15 protein-coding genes are annotated in these 16,032 nt (G+C 73.7%); 2 read left to right on the top strand and 13 right to left on the bottom strand.

The features are described 5' to 3' along the window. From ACFW2E_RS22550 to ACFW2E_RS22540, 3 genes are all read right to left on the bottom strand, one after another. A partial coding sequence (locus tag ACFW2E_RS22550; RefSeq protein ID WP_384468864.1) for a thiamine pyrophosphate-dependent enzyme occupies positions 1–697 on the bottom strand: 697 nt, incomplete at its 3' end. Then, the gene (locus tag ACFW2E_RS22545) at positions 694–2,064 is read right to left on the bottom strand and encodes an NAD(P)/FAD-dependent oxidoreductase (RefSeq protein WP_384468863.1); all 1,371 of its coding nucleotides are present in this window, start codon (positions 2,062–2,064) and stop codon (positions 694–696) included. The genes ACFW2E_RS22545 and ACFW2E_RS22550, both read right to left, overlap by 4 nt. A 122-nt stretch (positions 2,065–2,186) precedes the next feature. Further along, complete coding sequence (locus tag ACFW2E_RS22540; protein ID WP_384468862.1) at positions 2,187–2,621, bottom strand: phage holin family protein; 435 nt, start codon at positions 2,619–2,621, stop codon at positions 2,187–2,189. A gap of 106 nt (positions 2,622–2,727) precedes the next feature. On the opposite strand from ACFW2E_RS22540, the gene ACFW2E_RS22535 reads away from it, so the two are divergent. Next, complete coding sequence (locus ACFW2E_RS22535) at positions 2,728–3,075, top strand: VOC family protein (RefSeq protein WP_384468861.1); 348 nt, start codon at positions 2,728–2,730, stop codon at positions 3,073–3,075. Between the two features lie 5 nt (positions 3,076–3,080). On the opposite strand, the gene ACFW2E_RS22530 is transcribed toward ACFW2E_RS22535, so the two are convergent. Both ACFW2E_RS22530 and ACFW2E_RS22525 read right to left on the bottom strand, forming a co-directional pair. Beyond that, positions 3,081–5,042 carry a DUF5107 domain-containing protein gene (locus ACFW2E_RS22530; protein WP_384468860.1) on the bottom strand — a complete coding sequence of 654 codons (1,962 nt, stop codon included), beginning with the start codon at positions 5,040–5,042 and terminating at the stop codon, positions 3,081–3,083. Positions 5,043–5,168: 126 nt separating this feature from the next. After that, positions 5,169–5,459 (bottom strand): hypothetical protein, encoded by a 291-nt coding sequence (locus ACFW2E_RS22525; protein ID WP_384468866.1) that lies wholly within the window; start codon positions 5,457–5,459, stop codon positions 5,169–5,171. 377 nt (positions 5,460–5,836) lie between these two features. Between ACFW2E_RS22525 and ACFW2E_RS22520 the strand changes: the two genes are divergently transcribed. After that, positions 5,837–6,184 carry a DUF6204 family protein gene (locus ACFW2E_RS22520; protein ID WP_384468859.1) on the top strand — a complete coding sequence of 116 codons (348 nt, stop codon included), beginning with the start codon at positions 5,837–5,839 and terminating at the stop codon, positions 6,182–6,184. Here the strand turns inward: ACFW2E_RS22520 and ACFW2E_RS22515 are convergent. From ACFW2E_RS22515 to ACFW2E_RS22480, 8 genes are all read right to left on the bottom strand, one after another. Beyond that, positions 6,156–6,707: a GNAT family N-acetyltransferase gene (locus ACFW2E_RS22515; protein ID WP_384468858.1), complete on the bottom strand. Its 552-nt coding sequence runs from the start codon at positions 6,705–6,707 to the stop codon at positions 6,156–6,158. The two genes, ACFW2E_RS22520 and ACFW2E_RS22515, sit on opposite strands and share 29 nt — an antisense overlap. A 47-nt stretch (positions 6,708–6,754) precedes the next feature. Then, the gene (locus tag ACFW2E_RS22510) at positions 6,755–7,678 is read right to left on the bottom strand and encodes an LD-carboxypeptidase (protein WP_384468857.1); all 924 of its coding nucleotides are present in this window, start codon (positions 7,676–7,678) and stop codon (positions 6,755–6,757) included. After that, positions 7,675–9,627, bottom strand: a complete 1,953-nt coding sequence (locus tag ACFW2E_RS22505; RefSeq protein WP_384468865.1) for a prolyl oligopeptidase family serine peptidase — start codon at positions 9,625–9,627, stop codon at positions 7,675–7,677. The genes ACFW2E_RS22510 and ACFW2E_RS22505 overlap by 4 nt, the downstream gene beginning before the upstream one ends. A gap of 17 nt (positions 9,628–9,644) precedes the next feature. Beyond that, the gene (locus ACFW2E_RS22500; RefSeq protein WP_384468856.1) at positions 9,645–10,949 is read right to left on the bottom strand and encodes a M20/M25/M40 family metallo-hydrolase; all 1,305 of its coding nucleotides are present in this window, start codon (positions 10,947–10,949) and stop codon (positions 9,645–9,647) included. Next, complete coding sequence (locus ACFW2E_RS22495) at positions 10,942–11,775, bottom strand: M55 family metallopeptidase (RefSeq protein WP_384468855.1); 834 nt, start codon at positions 11,773–11,775, stop codon at positions 10,942–10,944. The genes ACFW2E_RS22500 and ACFW2E_RS22495 overlap by 8 nt, the downstream gene beginning before the upstream one ends. Positions 11,776–11,915: 140 nt before the next feature. Continuing rightward, complete coding sequence (locus ACFW2E_RS22490) at positions 11,916–12,647, bottom strand: class I SAM-dependent methyltransferase (RefSeq protein WP_384468854.1); 732 nt, start codon at positions 12,645–12,647, stop codon at positions 11,916–11,918. A 136-nt stretch (positions 12,648–12,783) separates the two neighbouring features. After that, positions 12,784–15,279: a SpoIIE family protein phosphatase gene (locus tag ACFW2E_RS22485; RefSeq protein WP_384468853.1), complete on the bottom strand. Its 2,496-nt coding sequence runs from the start codon at positions 15,277–15,279 to the stop codon at positions 12,784–12,786. Positions 15,280–15,461: 182 nt separating this feature from the next. Further along, a partial coding sequence (locus ACFW2E_RS22480; protein WP_384468852.1) for a collagen binding domain-containing protein occupies positions 15,462–16,032 on the bottom strand: 571 nt, incomplete at its 5' end.

The raw sequence follows: 16,032 nt of genomic DNA, 5'->3' as shown, positions 1-16,032 counted from the left end.
TCCCGGTGGGGGCTCCCTGCGTGCACCCCCCCTCGCCGTCGGCCGGGAGGATCGCCTCGACGTCGTGTCCGTCGATCTCCACGGTGTGCCAGCCGAAGGCGCGGAAGCGGCGTGCGTAAGCGTCCAGGTCGTGCCCGTGCCGGGTGGGGCCGCGCTGCCCCAGCCGGTTGACGTCCACGATCGCGACGAGGTTGTCGAGGTGTTCGTACGCCGCGTGCTCGGCGGCCTCCCACACGGAGCCCTCGGCCAGCTCGCTGTCGCCGCACAGCACCCACACGCGGTATCCGGTGCGCTCCAGCCGCTTGCCCGCCAGGGCGATGCCGACGCCGACGGGCAGGCCCTGGCCGAGCGAGCCGGTGGCCGTCTCGACCCAGGGCATGCGCCGCGGCGTCGGGTGGCCCTCGAGCCGGCTGCCGAGCCTGCGGAAGGTGAGCAGTTCGGCGTCGTCGACGACGCCGGCCGCCTTGTACGCGGCGTACAGCAGGGGCGAGGCGTGTCCCTTGGAGAGCACGAAACGGTCGTTGCCCGGGTGGGCGGGACGGTCGAAGTCGTAACGGAGGTGGTGTGCCAGCAGCACCGCCATCAGGTCCGCGGCGGACATGGACGAGGTCGGATGGCCGGACCCCGCGGCTGCGGCGCTCCTTACGCTGTCCACTCGCAGCTGCTGGGCGAGTTCGACGAGTTCGGCGGTGTTCATGGGTCTCCTTCCGCAGAGATGTCGGCACGCCTGACGGGGCCGGGGGCGTTGTGATGCGGGGGACCGCCGGGAACCCGGGCCAGTTCCGGGGAGGCGGTGTCGAGCGGTACCGACCAGGACCGGACGAGCCCCAGCTGGGTCCCCTGGGGCGGCAGTACGGCGTCCAGGAGCCAGTCGGCGGCGACGCGCGCCCGGTTCGCGGGCATCGCCGCGAGGTGGTAGCCGCGGGTGACCGCGGCGGCCGGCAGGCCGGAGAGCGGGACGCCGAGCGGGTCGGCCGCGGCGTCGGCGCCGCCCAGGTCGACGACGAATCCCAGGTCGCGGTGACGGTAGGGGCGGCTCTCCCCGGCGCCGAGCGACGCGGCCACGTTGTGCGCCGCGGTGCGGCCCTGCCGCCAGGCGTGCTGGGCCGTCATCGGCGTGAAGGTCCCCGGGTTGTCCAGATCGGGTACGGCCGCCGCGTCGCCGCACGCGAACACCTCCTGCTCACCCGGCACCCGGAGGTACGGGTCGACGATCAGCCGGCCCCGTTCCAGGGGCCGTCCCGTGGCCTCGACGAGCGGATCGGGCCGCACGCCGACGCACCACACCAGGGTCCGTGTCTCGACGAAAGCGCCGTCGGTGAGCAGCACGCCGTCGCGGGTCGCCTCCTTCACGGCGGTGCCCGTGCGGACCTCGACGCCCCGCCGCCGCAGCACGCGGTCCGCGGTGCGCGACATCCGCGCGTCCATCCCGGGCAGCACGTGCGGCGCGACGTCCAGCAGCAGCCAGCGCGGCCGCACACCGCCCGGCAGCGGATTCCTGTGCGCCAGTCGGGCGGTGCACAGCTGCATGTGCGCGGCCACCTCCGTGCCGGTGTAGCCGGCACCGGACACGACGAAGGTGCAGCGGACGGCGGCGCTCTTCCAGTCGTCCGCGGTCGCGGCGAGCTCCATCTGACGGGTCACGTGGTCGCGCAGGTAGAGCGCCTCGGGCAGGCCCCGGAAGCCGTGCGCGTGCTCGGCGACGCCGGGTACCGGAAGCAGTTTGTTGACGCTGCCGACGGCGAGGACGAGCCGGTCGTAGGCCAGGGCCCCGGTGCCGCCCTCCGGGTCCGCGTAGTGCACCATGCGCGCGTCGAGGTCGACGCGGTCCGCCTCGCCGAGCACCGGGCGCACGTGCCGCAGTGTGCCGGGGAGGGAGACGGTGACCCTGCGCGGCTCCAGGAGGCCGGCTGAGACCTGGGGCAGCAGGGGAAGGTACAGAAAGTAGTCGGTCGGATTGAGCAGGGTGATCTCGGCCTGTCGCCCGAGCAGCCGGGACAGGGAGCGGGCCGTACGGTATCCGGCGAAACCGGCGCCGACGATCACGATGCGGGGTCGGCTCACTGTGCGCCTCCGGCGGTGTGGTCGTCCGGGGCATCCCGGGTCCCCCCGGCCGGCTCACCCAAACGTCGCGGCGGTCGGCACACGGAGGTCAGGGGCCCAGTGGTGCGGCGCCTGCGCGGGTCTCACGCCCTGTGGTGCGGCCCTTCGGGGTCGCCGCCCGGCCAGCGCGGGGCCTCGGTCGGCGGCGGCGGGTAGGTCAGGCCCAGGCCTCCGGGGGGTCCGGCGGGCGGCGAGCCGCCGTGGACGTGGGCCGGTGGGTGCGGGTGCCTGGACCGGGCGGCGCCGCGCAGCGCGTAGGCCATCACGCCCAGGATCGCCGCGGTGATCAGCGCGGCGGCCCAGCCCGGCAGGCCGATCGCCAGGGCCAGCCCCACGGCGAGGGCGAGGGCACCGCCCGCGTAGAGGGCCACGGCACCGGACGCGGCGTACAGCATGGCCGTGCGACGCTGTTTGCGGGTCTGCTCGCGCAGCTCGTCGCGCACGGTCTCGCGCGCCACCAGTGCCAGCTCGTCCACCAGTTGCTTGTCCAGGTGTTCAAGGTGATCCAAGGGCTCCATGGGGGCCGGGTACCCGCCCCCGGGAAGCCGTAACGCGGCCCGGGTGCGCGGCCGCGATCGGCCGAAGCGATCTCCTCGGCGGACATGCGGAACTAGGCTCGTGCGCATGGAGATTCTGGGCGCCTCGCTGCGCATCTGCGTCGACGACCTCGAAGCCGCGATCCCCTTCTACGAACGCCTCGCGGGCGGCAGGGCTCTCCGGTTCGCACGCGGTGGCGTCGAGGTCGCCGCGGTCGGCTCCTTCCTGCTGATGAGCGGCCCCGAGGCCGAGCTGGAGATCCTGCGCAAGGTGGCCGCGACGATCGCCGTCAAGGACATCGAGGACGCCCACCGGACGCTCACCGGGCTCGGCGCCCGCATCATCGCGGGCCCCGTGTCGACCCCGGCGGGCCGCAACCTGATCGCGATGCACCCGGACGGGGCCGTGTTCGAGTACGTGGACCACCGCGGCTGAGCGGCTCAGGGCGCGTCCGGCCGCATCCGGAAGTCATGGCGTGCGGGCAGCGGCTCGTCGCTCAGGCGCACCCACAACCGGCCGATCGCCTCGGCGCCCTCCCGCAGGTCGGCCACCTCGAAGCCGTCGTCGAAGACGGCTCGGGCCTCGTCGCGCCGCCCCTCCGCGAGCAGCAGCTCGGCCTCCAGGAGCCGGAACCGCCCCCTTTCCCGTACGGCCGGTAGCAGCCGCTCCCACACGGCACGCGCCTGGGCCGTCCGCCGGGCCCTGAGCAGCGCCTCCAGGGCCTCGCGGCCCAGCGCGGCGGTGGCCGCCGTCCACGGCTCGCCGTCGTCGCGCCGCTCCTGGCACAGGTCGTCGAAGGCGTCGGCGTACCGGTCGGCGGCCCGCTCGTGGTGCCCTGACTCCTGGTCCGCGACGGCCAGGCAGCGCAGCAGCGGCCACAGCGACGGGGCCAGCCGCAGCGCGCGCTCCCAGCTGCGCACCGCCTGTGCGCGGTCGCCGGCGTGCCACTGGGCGATGCCGAGGTGGTATTCGGTGAACGGGGTGGCGGGCGCGGTCTCCAGCATGTCCCGCCAGTGCGGGGCGACCAGCGTCTCGCCGGGCGGGCGCACCCGGCGCGGCTCCGGGAGGGAGCCGGAGCGCAGCAGCTCCAGCCAGGGCGTCTGGGCCTCGTCGAGCGTGGTCTCGTCGAACGGTGTGCCGGGCAGCTTCAGGTCGGCGCGCAGCGTCTCGAGAGCGCCCCAGCCGGAGCCGGTGGCCAGTCGCCCGCCGGGTTCGGTGTCGGCACACGCCTTCCAGGCGGCGTACGCGGCGTCGAGGTCCGCCCGGGGCAGGGCGGCCTCCAGCCGTTCCTCCGCGGTGCGCCAGACCGCGGGCCACTCCCCTTCCGGCGGCGCCTCGAAGGGCCCGTACGCCTCCAGCCAGGACACCTCGCTCTCCGCCTCCAGCCGCACGTGCTCCAGCTGGGTGCGGGCGAGCCCGGCCTGTATCTCGCAGTAGCCGGCGGTGCCGGGTTCGGTGAGCCACCGCTGCCAGCGCCGGCCGCCCGGTCCCGAGCCCCACACGAACAGCTTGCGGCCGCGCAGCGCGTCGGTGGACGTCTGCACCAGCCCCTGTCCCTGCGCGTCGAGCGCGGCGATCCAGCGGCGCCGGCCGTCGGGCACCTCATAGAAATAGTCGGCGGCGAAGCGGCTGTTGCGGGGACGGGTGCGGTCGATGCCGTCGTAGGAGGGAACGGGCACCCGGCGCAGCCGCCGCTCGTAGCCGAAGTGCCAGGCCTCGTCCGCGGGCACGAGGACACGGCGGTCCTCGGGCACGGCGATGTTGGACCACCAGTAGGCGGGCACCGGCCGCTCGTGCGGATTGCGGATCCGGACGCCGACGTACAGGAAGTCGGATCCCTCGGGCAGCCACAGGTCGACCTGGAAGGGCAGGTCGCGCAGCCGCTCCCACTCCCACAGGCGCAGCAGCTCTCCCCCGCCGGGGGCAGGGACGCGGGCGGCGTGCAGGGGTGCGCAGGACAGGGCGGTGTGGCCGGTGGCGCCGATGTTCCACTCGATGCCACCGGAGTACCAGGCGCCGTTGAGGGCGAAGTTCGCCGGCTGGAACACCGGGTTGCGGTAGAGGAGTTCGCGGCCGGTCGACAGCTGGACCAGGGAGGCGACGCGGCCGCCGAGGCCGGGCAGAACGGTGGCGCGCAGCCGGTCGTTCTCGATCACGATCGTGTCGAGGCGGCGGAGTTCGCGCCGTCTGCCGTACCCGTCGCGCACGTGCACCGGCAGCAGGCTGCGCAGCGGCTCGTAGCCGACCTGCCGGGCCATGTCCCGGGGCATGTCCTCCCGGTCGCGGTCGTCGACGCGGTGGACCTCGTCGAGCGGCAGCAACGGGGGCAGCGGGTTGTCCGGGCCCAACTCCGCGGCGGGCAGCATCAGTACGTCACGTCGGATCGTCGTCACGATCACCATGGAACCCGGCGGCCGGTGAACCGGCCAGGGGAGCTGCCGGTCAGGATTGCGCAAAGGCCGCCACGACGACGTCGGCGAGCAGCGCGCCCGCGGTGCCGTCCGGGTCCGGGTCGGGTTCGTAGGTGGTCACGTCGAGGCCCGCGCAAAGCGGGAGGCGAGCAACGGGCGCAGCAGGCGGTCGGATTCGCCGGGACGGAGTCCGTCCGGGTCCGGGCTGTCGGCGGCGGGTGTCACGACCGGGTCGGGGACGTCGGCGTCCAGGTGCACCCGGAACCCGTCGAGTCCGGGAACCTCGAAGGCCTGTGCGGTGACCCTGGCGAGGGCGTCCGCGTCCCACTCGCGCGGGTCGCCGACGGTGACGACGGGGATCTTCGGCGCGGCCGGTTCGGCCCGCTCCTTCGCGAAGCAGTCCCGGATCCCGGAGAACCGTACGTCCTCGTCGCGCAGGCAGGGCCCGAGTCCCTTCCAGGCCGGTCAGCTCCTGCTGCCCGCGCCCCGTGGCCGGGGCCACCTCCTCGCCGCCCGCGGCTCCGATCCGGTCCGAGTTGCCGGGATGCCGGAAGTCCGGCGAAGCTCCCCCACTGCCTGAAGGGCGTGGGAGGACCCCCACCACGATCCGATGTGCCCGCAGGGCGCCCGTCGGCTTGTGGCGGCCGGGCGCGGTGCCCGGGGCGGGCGGGTGCGGGCCCGGCCTGGAGGGGGCGTCGCGCACCACGAAATTCCGTATGCGGCCGAACCCCTCCGCCGTACAGTCGGTCGTCCATCGGATTCGGCATGGGACGGAACGACGACGCATGAGTGAGCAGCACACCTACCGGGTGATCGTGCGGGGCACCTGGGACGGGCTGACCGAGGAGAGCCGGGAGCGGTTGCTGGCCGAGGCGGCCGAGCACGGTCTGGCGAGCATGCGGTTCACCGAGGAGGGCTCGCTGTCGTACGAGCCGTCCCCGCTGAAGCACTTCTCGATGCGGTACGTGGTGGTGTCGGACGCGGCCGACGGCGACGAGATGGCGGGGGCGATCGCGGAGGACCGCGCCGAGGCCACGCTGCGCGGCCTCGGCCACGGCTTCACCGGTCTGAGGTCGACGGTCACCGACCTCGACACCATGAAGATCAACCGGAAGCCCGCATCTCGGCGGTGATCGCCCACCGCTCGTGGTCCCGCCAGGCGCCGTCGATGTAGATCATGTTCGGTGAGAAGCCCTCCAGCCGGAACCCGGCGCCACGGGCGAGGGCGACCGAGGCGGCGTTGCCGGGCTGCGCGTTGATCTCCAGCCGGTGCAGCCGCATCGGCCCGAACGCGTGGCCGATCACCAGGCCGAGGCCCTCGCGCATCAGTCCGCGCCCGGCCGCGTGCGCGAAGGCTCCGTAGCCGAGGGCCCCGCACTGGAAGCCGCCCCTGACGATGTTGTTGATGTTGATGAACCCGGCGATGGCCCCGCCGTCCTTCTCGCAGACCAGGAACCCGGCCTTCGTCGGGTCCTCGATCAGCCGCCCCGCGTAGGCCGCGTAGGCCTCCTCGGTGGCGGGCGGGAACAGCCACGGGTGGTGCAGATCCTTGCTCTCCCGGGCGCGCGCGGCGAACTCCGGGCCGTCGTCGTAGGTGAAGTGGCGTATGCCGACGCGGGGGCCTTCGGCGAGATGACGGGATGCGGTGTGCGGCATCCCGTCACCCTACGCCTGGCCGGGGAGGCCGGCCCGCCGGGTGCCGGTCAGCGCAGGGCGGGTTCGTCGAGGGTCAACGTGCCCTTGTCCGCGTCGAGTTCGGCCATGACCCCGAACGGGACCGTCGACGCCCCGGCGCAGTGGCCGAAGCCGCACTCCTCCAGGACGGGCACCCCGAGTCCGCCGAGCCGGTCGGCGAGGACGGCGCGTACGTCTTCGTAGGGGCCGCACCCGTGCCAGGAGCCGAGTCCGATGCCCGAGACGCCGTCGAGCCAGCCGGTGCGCAGGAGCTGGGTCAGCAGCCGGTCGATGCGGTAGGGCTGCTCGCCGACGTCCTCGAGCATGAGCAGGCCGCCCCGGGCGCCCGGGTGGGCGTGGGGGGTGCCCAGGTCACTGGCGAGCATGCTCAGGCAGCCGCCGAGGGTGACGCCCCTGGCCCGCCCCGGCACCAGGGCGGTGCCCGCGGAGGTGAGGGTGCGGACGGTCTCCGGGGCGAAGAGGGTGGCCCTCAGGTGCTCCCGAGCCCGGTCGTTCTTGATGAAGTCGACGCCGGCGGCCGCCGGGCCGTGCAGCGTGACCAGGCCCAGCCGGGTGGCGAAGGCCTGGTGCAGCACGGTGATGTCGCTGAAGCCCACGAACACCTTCGGTCCGGCCGCGCGCAGGGCGTCCCAGTCCAGGAGGTCGACCATGCGCTGGGCGCCGTAGCCGCCGCGGGCGCAGAGCACGGCGTCGACGGACGGGTCGCACCAGGCGCGCTCCAGGTCCGCGGCGCGGTCGGCGTCCGTGCCGGCGAGATAGCCGAGACCGGGGTGGGTGGCCAGGACATGGCGGCCGACCACCGGTTCCAGGTCCCAGCCGCGCAGCAGGTCGAGCCCGGCCTGCAGCCGCTCCTCGGCGACCGGTCCGCTGGGCGCGACGACGGCCACCCGGGCGCCCGCGGCCAGCCGGGGCGGCCGTACGAGGTGCTTCATGGGGCCAGCTCCAGCGTCGGCAGGTCGGGCGGGTTCAGCCCGAACACCTGAGCGTACAGGGAGAGCTCCGCCTCCAGCGCGCGCACCAGGGTCGCGGCCCGCCGGAACCCGTGCCCCTCCCCCTCGAAGGTGAGGTACGCGTGCGGCACCCGGCGCCCGTCCAGGCGGGCGAGGAACCGTTCGCACTGCGCGGGCGGGCAGATGACGTCGTCCAGGCCCTGGAGCAGCAGGAAGGGCGCGGTGATCCGGTCGGCGTGCTCGCTGGGCGAGCGCTCCGCGTACCGTCCCGGCACCTCTGCCATCGGCCCGACCAGGCTCTCCAGGTACCGGGACTCGAAGTCGTGGGTCTCGCCGGAGCCCCAGGCGGTGAGGTCGAGGACGGGATAGAGGACGGTGCCGCAGGCGTAGACGTCGGTGCCGGTCAGGGAGGCCGCGGTGGTCCAGCCGCCGGCGCTGCCGCCGCGGATCGCCAGCCGGGCCCGGTCGGCGGTGCCCTCTTCGGCGAGGGCCAGGGCCACGGCCGCGCAGTCCTCCACGTCGACGACGCCCCACTGCTCGCGCAGCCGCTCGCGGTACTCCCTGCCGTACCCGGTCGAGCCGCCGTAGTTCACCTCGGCGACGCCGATGCCGCGTGAGGTGAAGTAGGCGATGGCCAGGTCCAGCACGAGCGGCGCCCGGCCGGTGGGGCCGCCGTGGGCCCAGACGACGTACGGCGGGAGCTCGCCGCCGGGGGCGACGCAGCCGGGGTTGTGGGGCGGATAGACGTGGGCGTGCACCTCGCGTCCGGCGGGTCCGGTGAAGGTGCGCATCTGCGGCTCGGGGTAGTAGGCGGGGTCCACCGGGTCCGTGTGCCGGGCTCCGACCGGCCGGGCGCGGCCCGTGCGGGTGTCCAGTTCGACGACCTCGTGGCCGCTGCGCGGACTGGCGCCGACCGCGACGACGCGCTCGCCGTGCGTCGCGAGGGTGGGCGCGAACTCGGTCCAGTGTCCGGCGGCGTCGACGAGCTCACCGCAGTCCGGGTCCAGTATCCCGAGCCTGGCCGGGCCCCGGCCGTGCACGACGGCCACGAGCCCGTCGGCCAGCGGGGCGAACCACCGGTGGCCGAGCTTCCACAGGGGCCCGCCGAACTCCTCCTCGCGCGGGCACAGCGGTTCCCCGTCCCGGTACAGGTTCCACCAGCCGCTGCGGTCGCTCGCGTACAGCAGACGGCCGTCGGCCGACCAGTCGGCCTGGGCGATGGACTCCTCCGGTCCCCCGGCGACCGTCCGCGCCCCGCGCAGGGTGCCGTCGCCGGTGACCTCGGCCAGGATCAGCTCGGTGCCGTCCCACGGCATGCGCGGATGGTCCCAGGCCAGCCAGACGGCATGACGTCCGTCCGGCGAGAGTCGGGGGCCCGTGACGAACCGGTGCCGCTCCTCACCGAGTTCACGCACGGCGGCCCGGTCCCGCGCCGCCGATCCGTCCAGCGGCACCGCCGCCAGGACCCGGCGCACGTCCCCGGGCCCCTCCCCGGTGAACTCCTCCAGCACGCACCACACCTCGCCGCGCGCCAGGTCCAGCAGCGGCTCGGCCCAGCGCAGACCGCCGCCCACCGGGGAGACGGGTGTCAGCGGGCGCGGCTCCTCGCCGGGCTCCCAGCGGTACAGCCGCTGGTCGGCGAAGTGCGTGAACACCACGAGCGGCCGGTCGCCCCGTACGGTCCCGGCCCACGGCTGTCCGCCGTACTCGAGGACCCGGCTGCGCACGTTCCACGGCGCGGGCAGCACGGACTCCTCCGTGCCGTCCTGCCTTCTGCGCACCAGCGCGCGGCGGCCGCCCTCCGCGGGCCGCGGTTCGGTCCACCACGTCTCGTCGCCGACGAAGCCCACCCACTCGGGGGACCCGTCGTGCGCGGCGGTCAGGGCCGCGTCGACGGGTGAGGGCCAGGAACCGTACGCGAGGGTCCGCACGTCGTCCGCCACCACCTCTAGGCCGTCCGCAGGAAGCGGTCGAGGACACGGACGCCGAAGTGCAGCGCCTCGACCGGGACACGTTCGTCGACCCCGTGGAACAGGGCCTGGTAGTCGAATCCCTCGGGCAGCTTCAGCGGGGCGAATCCGTATCCGGTGATGCCGAGCCGCGAGAACTGCTTGGCGTCCGTTCCGCCCGACATGCAGTACGGCACCACGTGCCCCTCGGGTGCGAACTCCTCGACCGCCGCACGCATGTTGGCGTACGTCGGTGAGTCGACCGGCGCCTGCAGGGCGACCTCCCGGTGGTGGAACTCCCAGTCCACGTCGGGTCCGGTCAGCCGGTCGAGGGTGGTGCGGAACTCCTCCTCTCCGCCGGGCAGATACCGCCCGTCCACGTATGCGACCGCCTCCCCCGGGATGACGTTGACCTTGTAACCGGCGTCCAGCATCGTCGGGTTGGCGCTGTTGCGGACCGTGGCCTCGACCAGCTTCGCCGCCGGGCCGAGCTTCTCGAGGAGCCGGTCCACGTCCTTCAGGTCCGGCTCGATGCCGTACAGCGCGGCGAGTTCGGTGAGGGCGGCACGTACCGTGGGGGTGAGCCGCAGGGGCCATTCGTGCTCGCCGATCCGGGTGACGGCGGCGGCCAGCCGGGTCACCGCGTTCTCCCGGTTGACCTTGGAGCCGTGCCCGGCCCGCCCGCGCGCGGTGAGCTTCAGCCAGCCGGTGCCGCGCTCGCCCGCGGCAACGGGGTAGAGCTGCCGCCCGCTCCCGTCGTGGAAGGTGAAGGCGCCCGACTCGCCGATGCCCTCCGTGCAGCCCTCGAACAGCTCGGCGTGTGTGTCGGCGAGGAATCCGGAGCCGTCCTCGGCGCTGGCCTCCTCGTCGGCGGTGAACGCGATCACGATGTCACGGCGGGGCCGTACGCCCTCCCGGGCCCAGGCGCGCACGACCGCGAGGATCATCGCGTCCATGTTCTTCATGTCGACCGCGCCCCGGCCCCACACGACCCCGTCGCGGATCTCCCCGGAGAAGGGGTGCACGCTCCAGTCGTCGGCCTGTGCGGGCACCACGTCGAGGTGACCGTGCACGAGGAGCGCGCCGGCCGACGGGTCGGTGCCCTCGACGCGGGCGACGACGTTGGTACGCCCGGGGGCGCGCTCCAGCAGCGCCGGCTCAAGACCCGCCCCGGCCAGCCGCTCGGCCGCGTACTCGGCGGCCGGCCTTTCGCGGCAGTCACCGCCGCCCCGGTTGGTCGTGTCGATCCGGATCAGGTCCGAGGTGAACGTCACGACCTCGTCCAGTGCCCGCTCGTCAGCCATAAGTCTCCTCCACCGCGGCCGAGACGATCGTGGTGACCGCCTTGAAGGTCCGGATCCCCTCGTACATGGTGCCGCTGGTGTACGCCACCTTCCGCTCCCCGACGCGGCCGACGCCCGGTACGACGGTCGCGGCGAGCGCGAGATGCTCCGCGTCGAACTCCAGGGCGATCGTGAACGGGCCGCCCGTAACGGGCTCGTGACGCACCGCCAGCCGGGCCGCCTCCTTGGCCGCGGCCCGGATGTCGGCGGCGGTCCTGGCCGGGGTACGGCACACGGCCGCGTACCGCGACACGTGGTCCTTGACCGCGACCTTGAGGGCCTCCGGGGCGTATCCGAGCGCGTCCTCGCAGGCCACGTCGTCTCCCGTGACGAGGACGACGGGCACGCCGTACTCGGCGACGACATGCGCGTTGAGCAGTCCCTCGCTCGCGCGCACGTCGTTCAGCCAGACCCCGGTGATCGAGTTCGCGAGGTAGGTGTGCGCCAGGACGCCCTCGGTTCCGGCGCCGGCGTGGTAGCCGACGAACGCGATGCCGTCCACGTCGCCGTGCTGCACGCCCTCCACCATGGACAGCGACTTGTGCCGCCCGGTGAGCATCTGCACCCGCTCGTCCAGCTTCTCCAGGAGCAGGTTCCGCATGGTCCAGTGGGCCTCGTTGACGACCACCTCGTCGGCACCGCCGTCGTAGAAGCCCCGCACCGCCGCGTCGACGTCCGAGGTGAACATCGCCCGGCACCGCTCCCACTGCGGGGTCCCCGGCAGCACGTCGGCCGGCCAGGTGACACCGGTGGCGCCTTCCATGTCGGCGCTGATGAGGATCTTCATGCTGCGTCACGTTACGCGCGAAAGACGGGACGAACCAGCAGGCGGGATCCGCGCTCACGGCATGGGGCGGTGACCCGGCACGCCTGCGACGGCGCCCGCGGAGCGCCGTCGCGGGGTGCACCCGCACAGGTCGTGCGCCGCTACGCCGCGCTGCCGCGGCCGGCCAGGACGAACCAGCGTGCGGGCAGGTCGATGCGGGTGCCGTCCGCCATGTACTCGGTCTGGGGCAGGGCCGTTTCGCCGCTCGCGAGGATCTCGAGCCCCGCTTTTCCCAGCAGCTGCGGAATCTCCTCGTCCGCCGCGTCGGCGGGCTTGAGCCCGTGCTGGAACACCCGGCGCAGCTTGGGCGGCGGCCCCGCGGGACCCGCCGCCGCGCGCTGCAGCACCTGCCGCGAGGCCGAGGTGAGTTCGACGACGAACGCCCGCCCCCGAGCACCGATGATCTCGGCGACCGCGTCGGCCACCAGGGGCCGGGCCGTCGGCTCGCTCTGATGGATGACGGCGCGCATGTACACGTTGCTGTCGCCGAGACGGGCGCGCAGCGCGCGCACTGCGTCGGTGTCGGTCAGGTCGAGTTGCTCGAACTCGACGGTGTCGCCGCCCGCGGCACGGCGGGCGTGGTCGATGGCGGCGTGCGAGAGGTCGACGCCGACGGCCTTGGCGAACCGGGTGGCCAGATACCGCGTCTGGGTGCCGTTGCCACAGCCGAGGTCGACGATGGTGCGCGCGGTGTCCGCATATCGCAGGAGCAGCTCACTGTGCGGCACCGCAGTCAGTGACGGGTCGGAGTCCCAGATCGCCTCACCCGGCTTGTCGGAAGTCTCCCGCCAGTAACTCTCCCAGGCATTGCGGTAGTCCGCCGAAATGTTCATGTCCGCTCCCCACGGGTCGGTTCCGTGATCGGAGTATCGCGGTGACCGGGCGCTCGGCAAGAGGGAAGCGCTCACCTTCACGAGAACTTCCGGCCCGCGCACGCCCAGGGGCGCACCTTGCTGGACGCGCGCCCCCTCAGACCCTCCGCCGAGGCGGTGTCAGGGCCTGCTCGAACCACACGGTCTTGCGGTGCCCGGCAGCACTGGCGCCCCACTCGCGGGCCAGGCGGCTGACCACGCGCAGGCCTCGGCCCGACTCGTCGTACACGCCCGCGCTGAGCAGGGCGGGCAGCTCCGGTTCGTCGTCCGTGACCTCGAACAGCAACGCGTCGGTGCGGACCAGCCGCAGTCCGATACGGGCACCGCCCGCGTGCCGTACGGCATTGCTGACGACCTCGCTGACCAGCAACTCCGCCGTGTGAACGGCGTCGTCGAGGCCCCACTCCAGCAGGTGGGTGCGGACCAGTCGCCGGGCACGTGCCACCTCGCGCGGGTCGGAGGACAGGTGCCACTCGGCGACGTGGTCGGCCGGGATGCCGTTGAGCCGGGCCATGAGCAGCGCGACGTCGTCCTTGCGGCCGCCGCGTGTGTTCAGGGCCCGGATGATCGTGTCGCAGGCGTCGTCCATCGAGGCCGCGGGGTGTGCGGCCGACTCGCAGAGCGCGGCGAGGCCCTCGCCGATGTCGGCTCCGCGCACCTCCACCAGACCGTCGGTGCACAGCACCAGCCGGTCCCCTGGCGAGACTCGCACGACGGCGGCTTCGAAGGGGACGCCGCCCACGCCTATGGGGGCGCCGGTGGGCAGGTCGAGCAGTTCGCTGCTGCCGTCCTCGGCACGTACCAGGACGGGCGGGATGTGCCCGGCGTTGGAGAGCTGCACCTCACCGCGGATCGGGTCGTACACGGCGTACAGACAGGTGGCGAGGTAGTTCTCGCCGAGCCGTCGGGCCAGGTCGTCGAGATTGCGCAGCAGTTGGGCGGGCGGGGTCTCCATGGCAGCCATGGTCTGCACGGCCGTACGCAACTGGCCCATCATTGCCGCAGAGTTGAGGCCGTGGCCCATGACGTCGCCGACCACGAGAGCGGTGCGCGAGCCGGGCAGTTTGATGGTGTCGAACCAGTCGCCGCCGATCCGGCCGAGCCGGGTGCCGGGCAGATAGCGGGTGGCGACGTCGCAGCCGGCCATGCGCGGGGTGACCTGCGGCAGCATGCTGTCCTGGAGGGTGTCGGCGACGTTCTCCTGGTACGTGTACATGCGGGCGTTGTCGAGCACGAGGCCTGCGCGGGCCGCGAGTTCGGCGCCGGTGGTACGGTCCATGTCGTCGAAGGCCGGGCGGTCGGGGCGGCGCATCAGCACCATGAAGCCGAGGACGACGTTGCGTGCCTTGAGCGGGACGATCAGCAGGGAGCGTCCGTTGATCAGCGGCCTGAGGTCGCGCTTCTCGAACTCGCCGGAGATGCGGTTGCCCAGCTCCTCGGTGACCCTCGGGATGAGGACCGGTTCGCCGGTGACCATGCACTTGTAGAACGGGGTGTGCTCGGGGAAGGCGAAGGTCTCGCCGACCGGCACGGTGTCGTCCCAGCGGCCCGGCTCGTCGTTGTGCTCGACCCAGACGCGGTGCATCACGGTGGTCGCGTCGGGCGGGCCGTCCGGGAATCCCTCGCCCGCCAGGACCGCCGAGCGCAGATGGGTGCCGGCGAAGTCGGCGAAGCGGGGCACGGCGGCGCTGGTGACCTCGCGAATGGTCTCGCCCAGGTCGAGGGAGGAGCCGATGCCGGAGCTGACCTCATTGAGGAACTCCAGCCGCTCGCGCACGGCAGCGTACTCCAGCTCGTGCTCGGCGCCGGCCGGGACGACGATCACTGTCCCCTCCCGCGGCACGGACTCGGCACGGCGGCGTCCGGCGCGTCGGGGGACGCCCCAGTCGGGTGTCACCGGCACCCGGTCGTACTGACTGAACTCCAGTACCGGATAGCCGAGTTCGAGCACCTGGGAGACGATGCGGCCGCTCAGACCGGGGCCCATGTTGGGCAGGATCTCGGGCAGCCGCCGGGCGAGTTCGTCGAAAGCGGGGAGCTCGGTGTAACGGGCGAAACCGGGCGAGATCCGCTCGGCGGCCTCCGCGCCGTAGCCGCGCTCGACGCGCAGGCGCGCCGCGTCGGCGGCGAGCACCAGGAGCCGTGCGGGCTCCGGGCCGACCAGCGGGTAGGCCCACCACAGGACGTCGAGCCGCCGGCCGTCGGGCCCGGAACCGGGGTCCTCCCGTGCGGGCTGTTCGCCCTTCTGTTCGGAGATCCGGGCCCGGCCCGCCGTCGCGTAGGCGGTACGGCCGCCGAGCGAGGCCTCCAGGTCGGGGCCCAGCCCGTCATAGGCCTCGTAGGGCCCGGAGGAGTCCAGCAGCGGTTCGGCCTCGAGGCCGTCTGGCAGTGCGCCGGAGACTGGCAGGAGATCGCCGGCGGGACGCCCCACGGCGTCCTCCCTGGCCACGCCGAACAGCCGCCGCGCGCCGCTGCTCCAGTGCGAGACGAGTCCGTCGCGGTCCACGACGACCACGGCCAGCGGGATGCGCCCGGCCGCGCCGTCCCCAGCTCCGCGGCTGGGAGGTGTGTCCCTCTCGGTGCCACGGTCCATGGCCCAGGCCCTCTCTCCCCACGGCTCCGCATAGATCTGTGCCGCCCGCCACTACGGTACGGGGACGGATCGTCGCGATGTGTGGCAATGCTGGAATTGGTTTCACTTGATCGCGCCGGCGCGCTGGTCCGCGCCCCGCCGGGGCGGTGGAACGGGTGCCGCTGTGGGGCGCGCCGGGCGCGTCAGTCCTCGTGTCCCAGCTGGAGGTCGCGCTCGGTACGGCCTCCGCCGGCCACTTGGAGCACGGTGGCCACCGGCGGGTATCCCGCCGTGATGACGGTGTACTCGCCGGAGGAGAGGTCGACGAACCGGAACGTTCCGTCGGCGCCGGTGGTGAGGGTGTCCACGACGTTCCCGGCCGCGTCGAGCAGGGTCACGCGCGCGTCCTCGACGGGCCGTCCGCCGCCCGCGCGCACGGTGCCCCGCAGCACGGCGCCGCCCGCGAGCTCGACGTTCTGCCGGGTCTCCCGGGATGCCTGCACGCTGACCGGGAGCGCGGCGGGCCGGAAGGCCGGGGCGCTGGCGGCGAGGGTGTACTCGCCGGCCACCAGCTCGGTGATGACGTATCCGCCCTCGCGTCCGGTGCGGGTGGTCGCGACGACCTCGCCGTGCACGTTGGTGAGCGTGACGGTGGCGTCGCGCACGGGTGAGCCGTCCGCGGGGAGGACGGCGCCCGCGAGGCGTCCGGCGCCCCCCCGGCCGCCGGCGCGCGCGACGCGCCCCCGGCCGGCCCGGCGGGGCCCCGCCGCGGGG

Origin of the sequence: Streptomyces sp. NPDC058964 (assembly GCF_042741275.1) — a bacterium.
In the GTDB taxonomy this organism is placed as follows: domain Bacteria; phylum Actinomycetota; class Actinomycetes; order Streptomycetales; family Streptomycetaceae; genus Streptomyces.
This window is presented reverse-complemented; position numbering and strand designations above follow the sequence as displayed.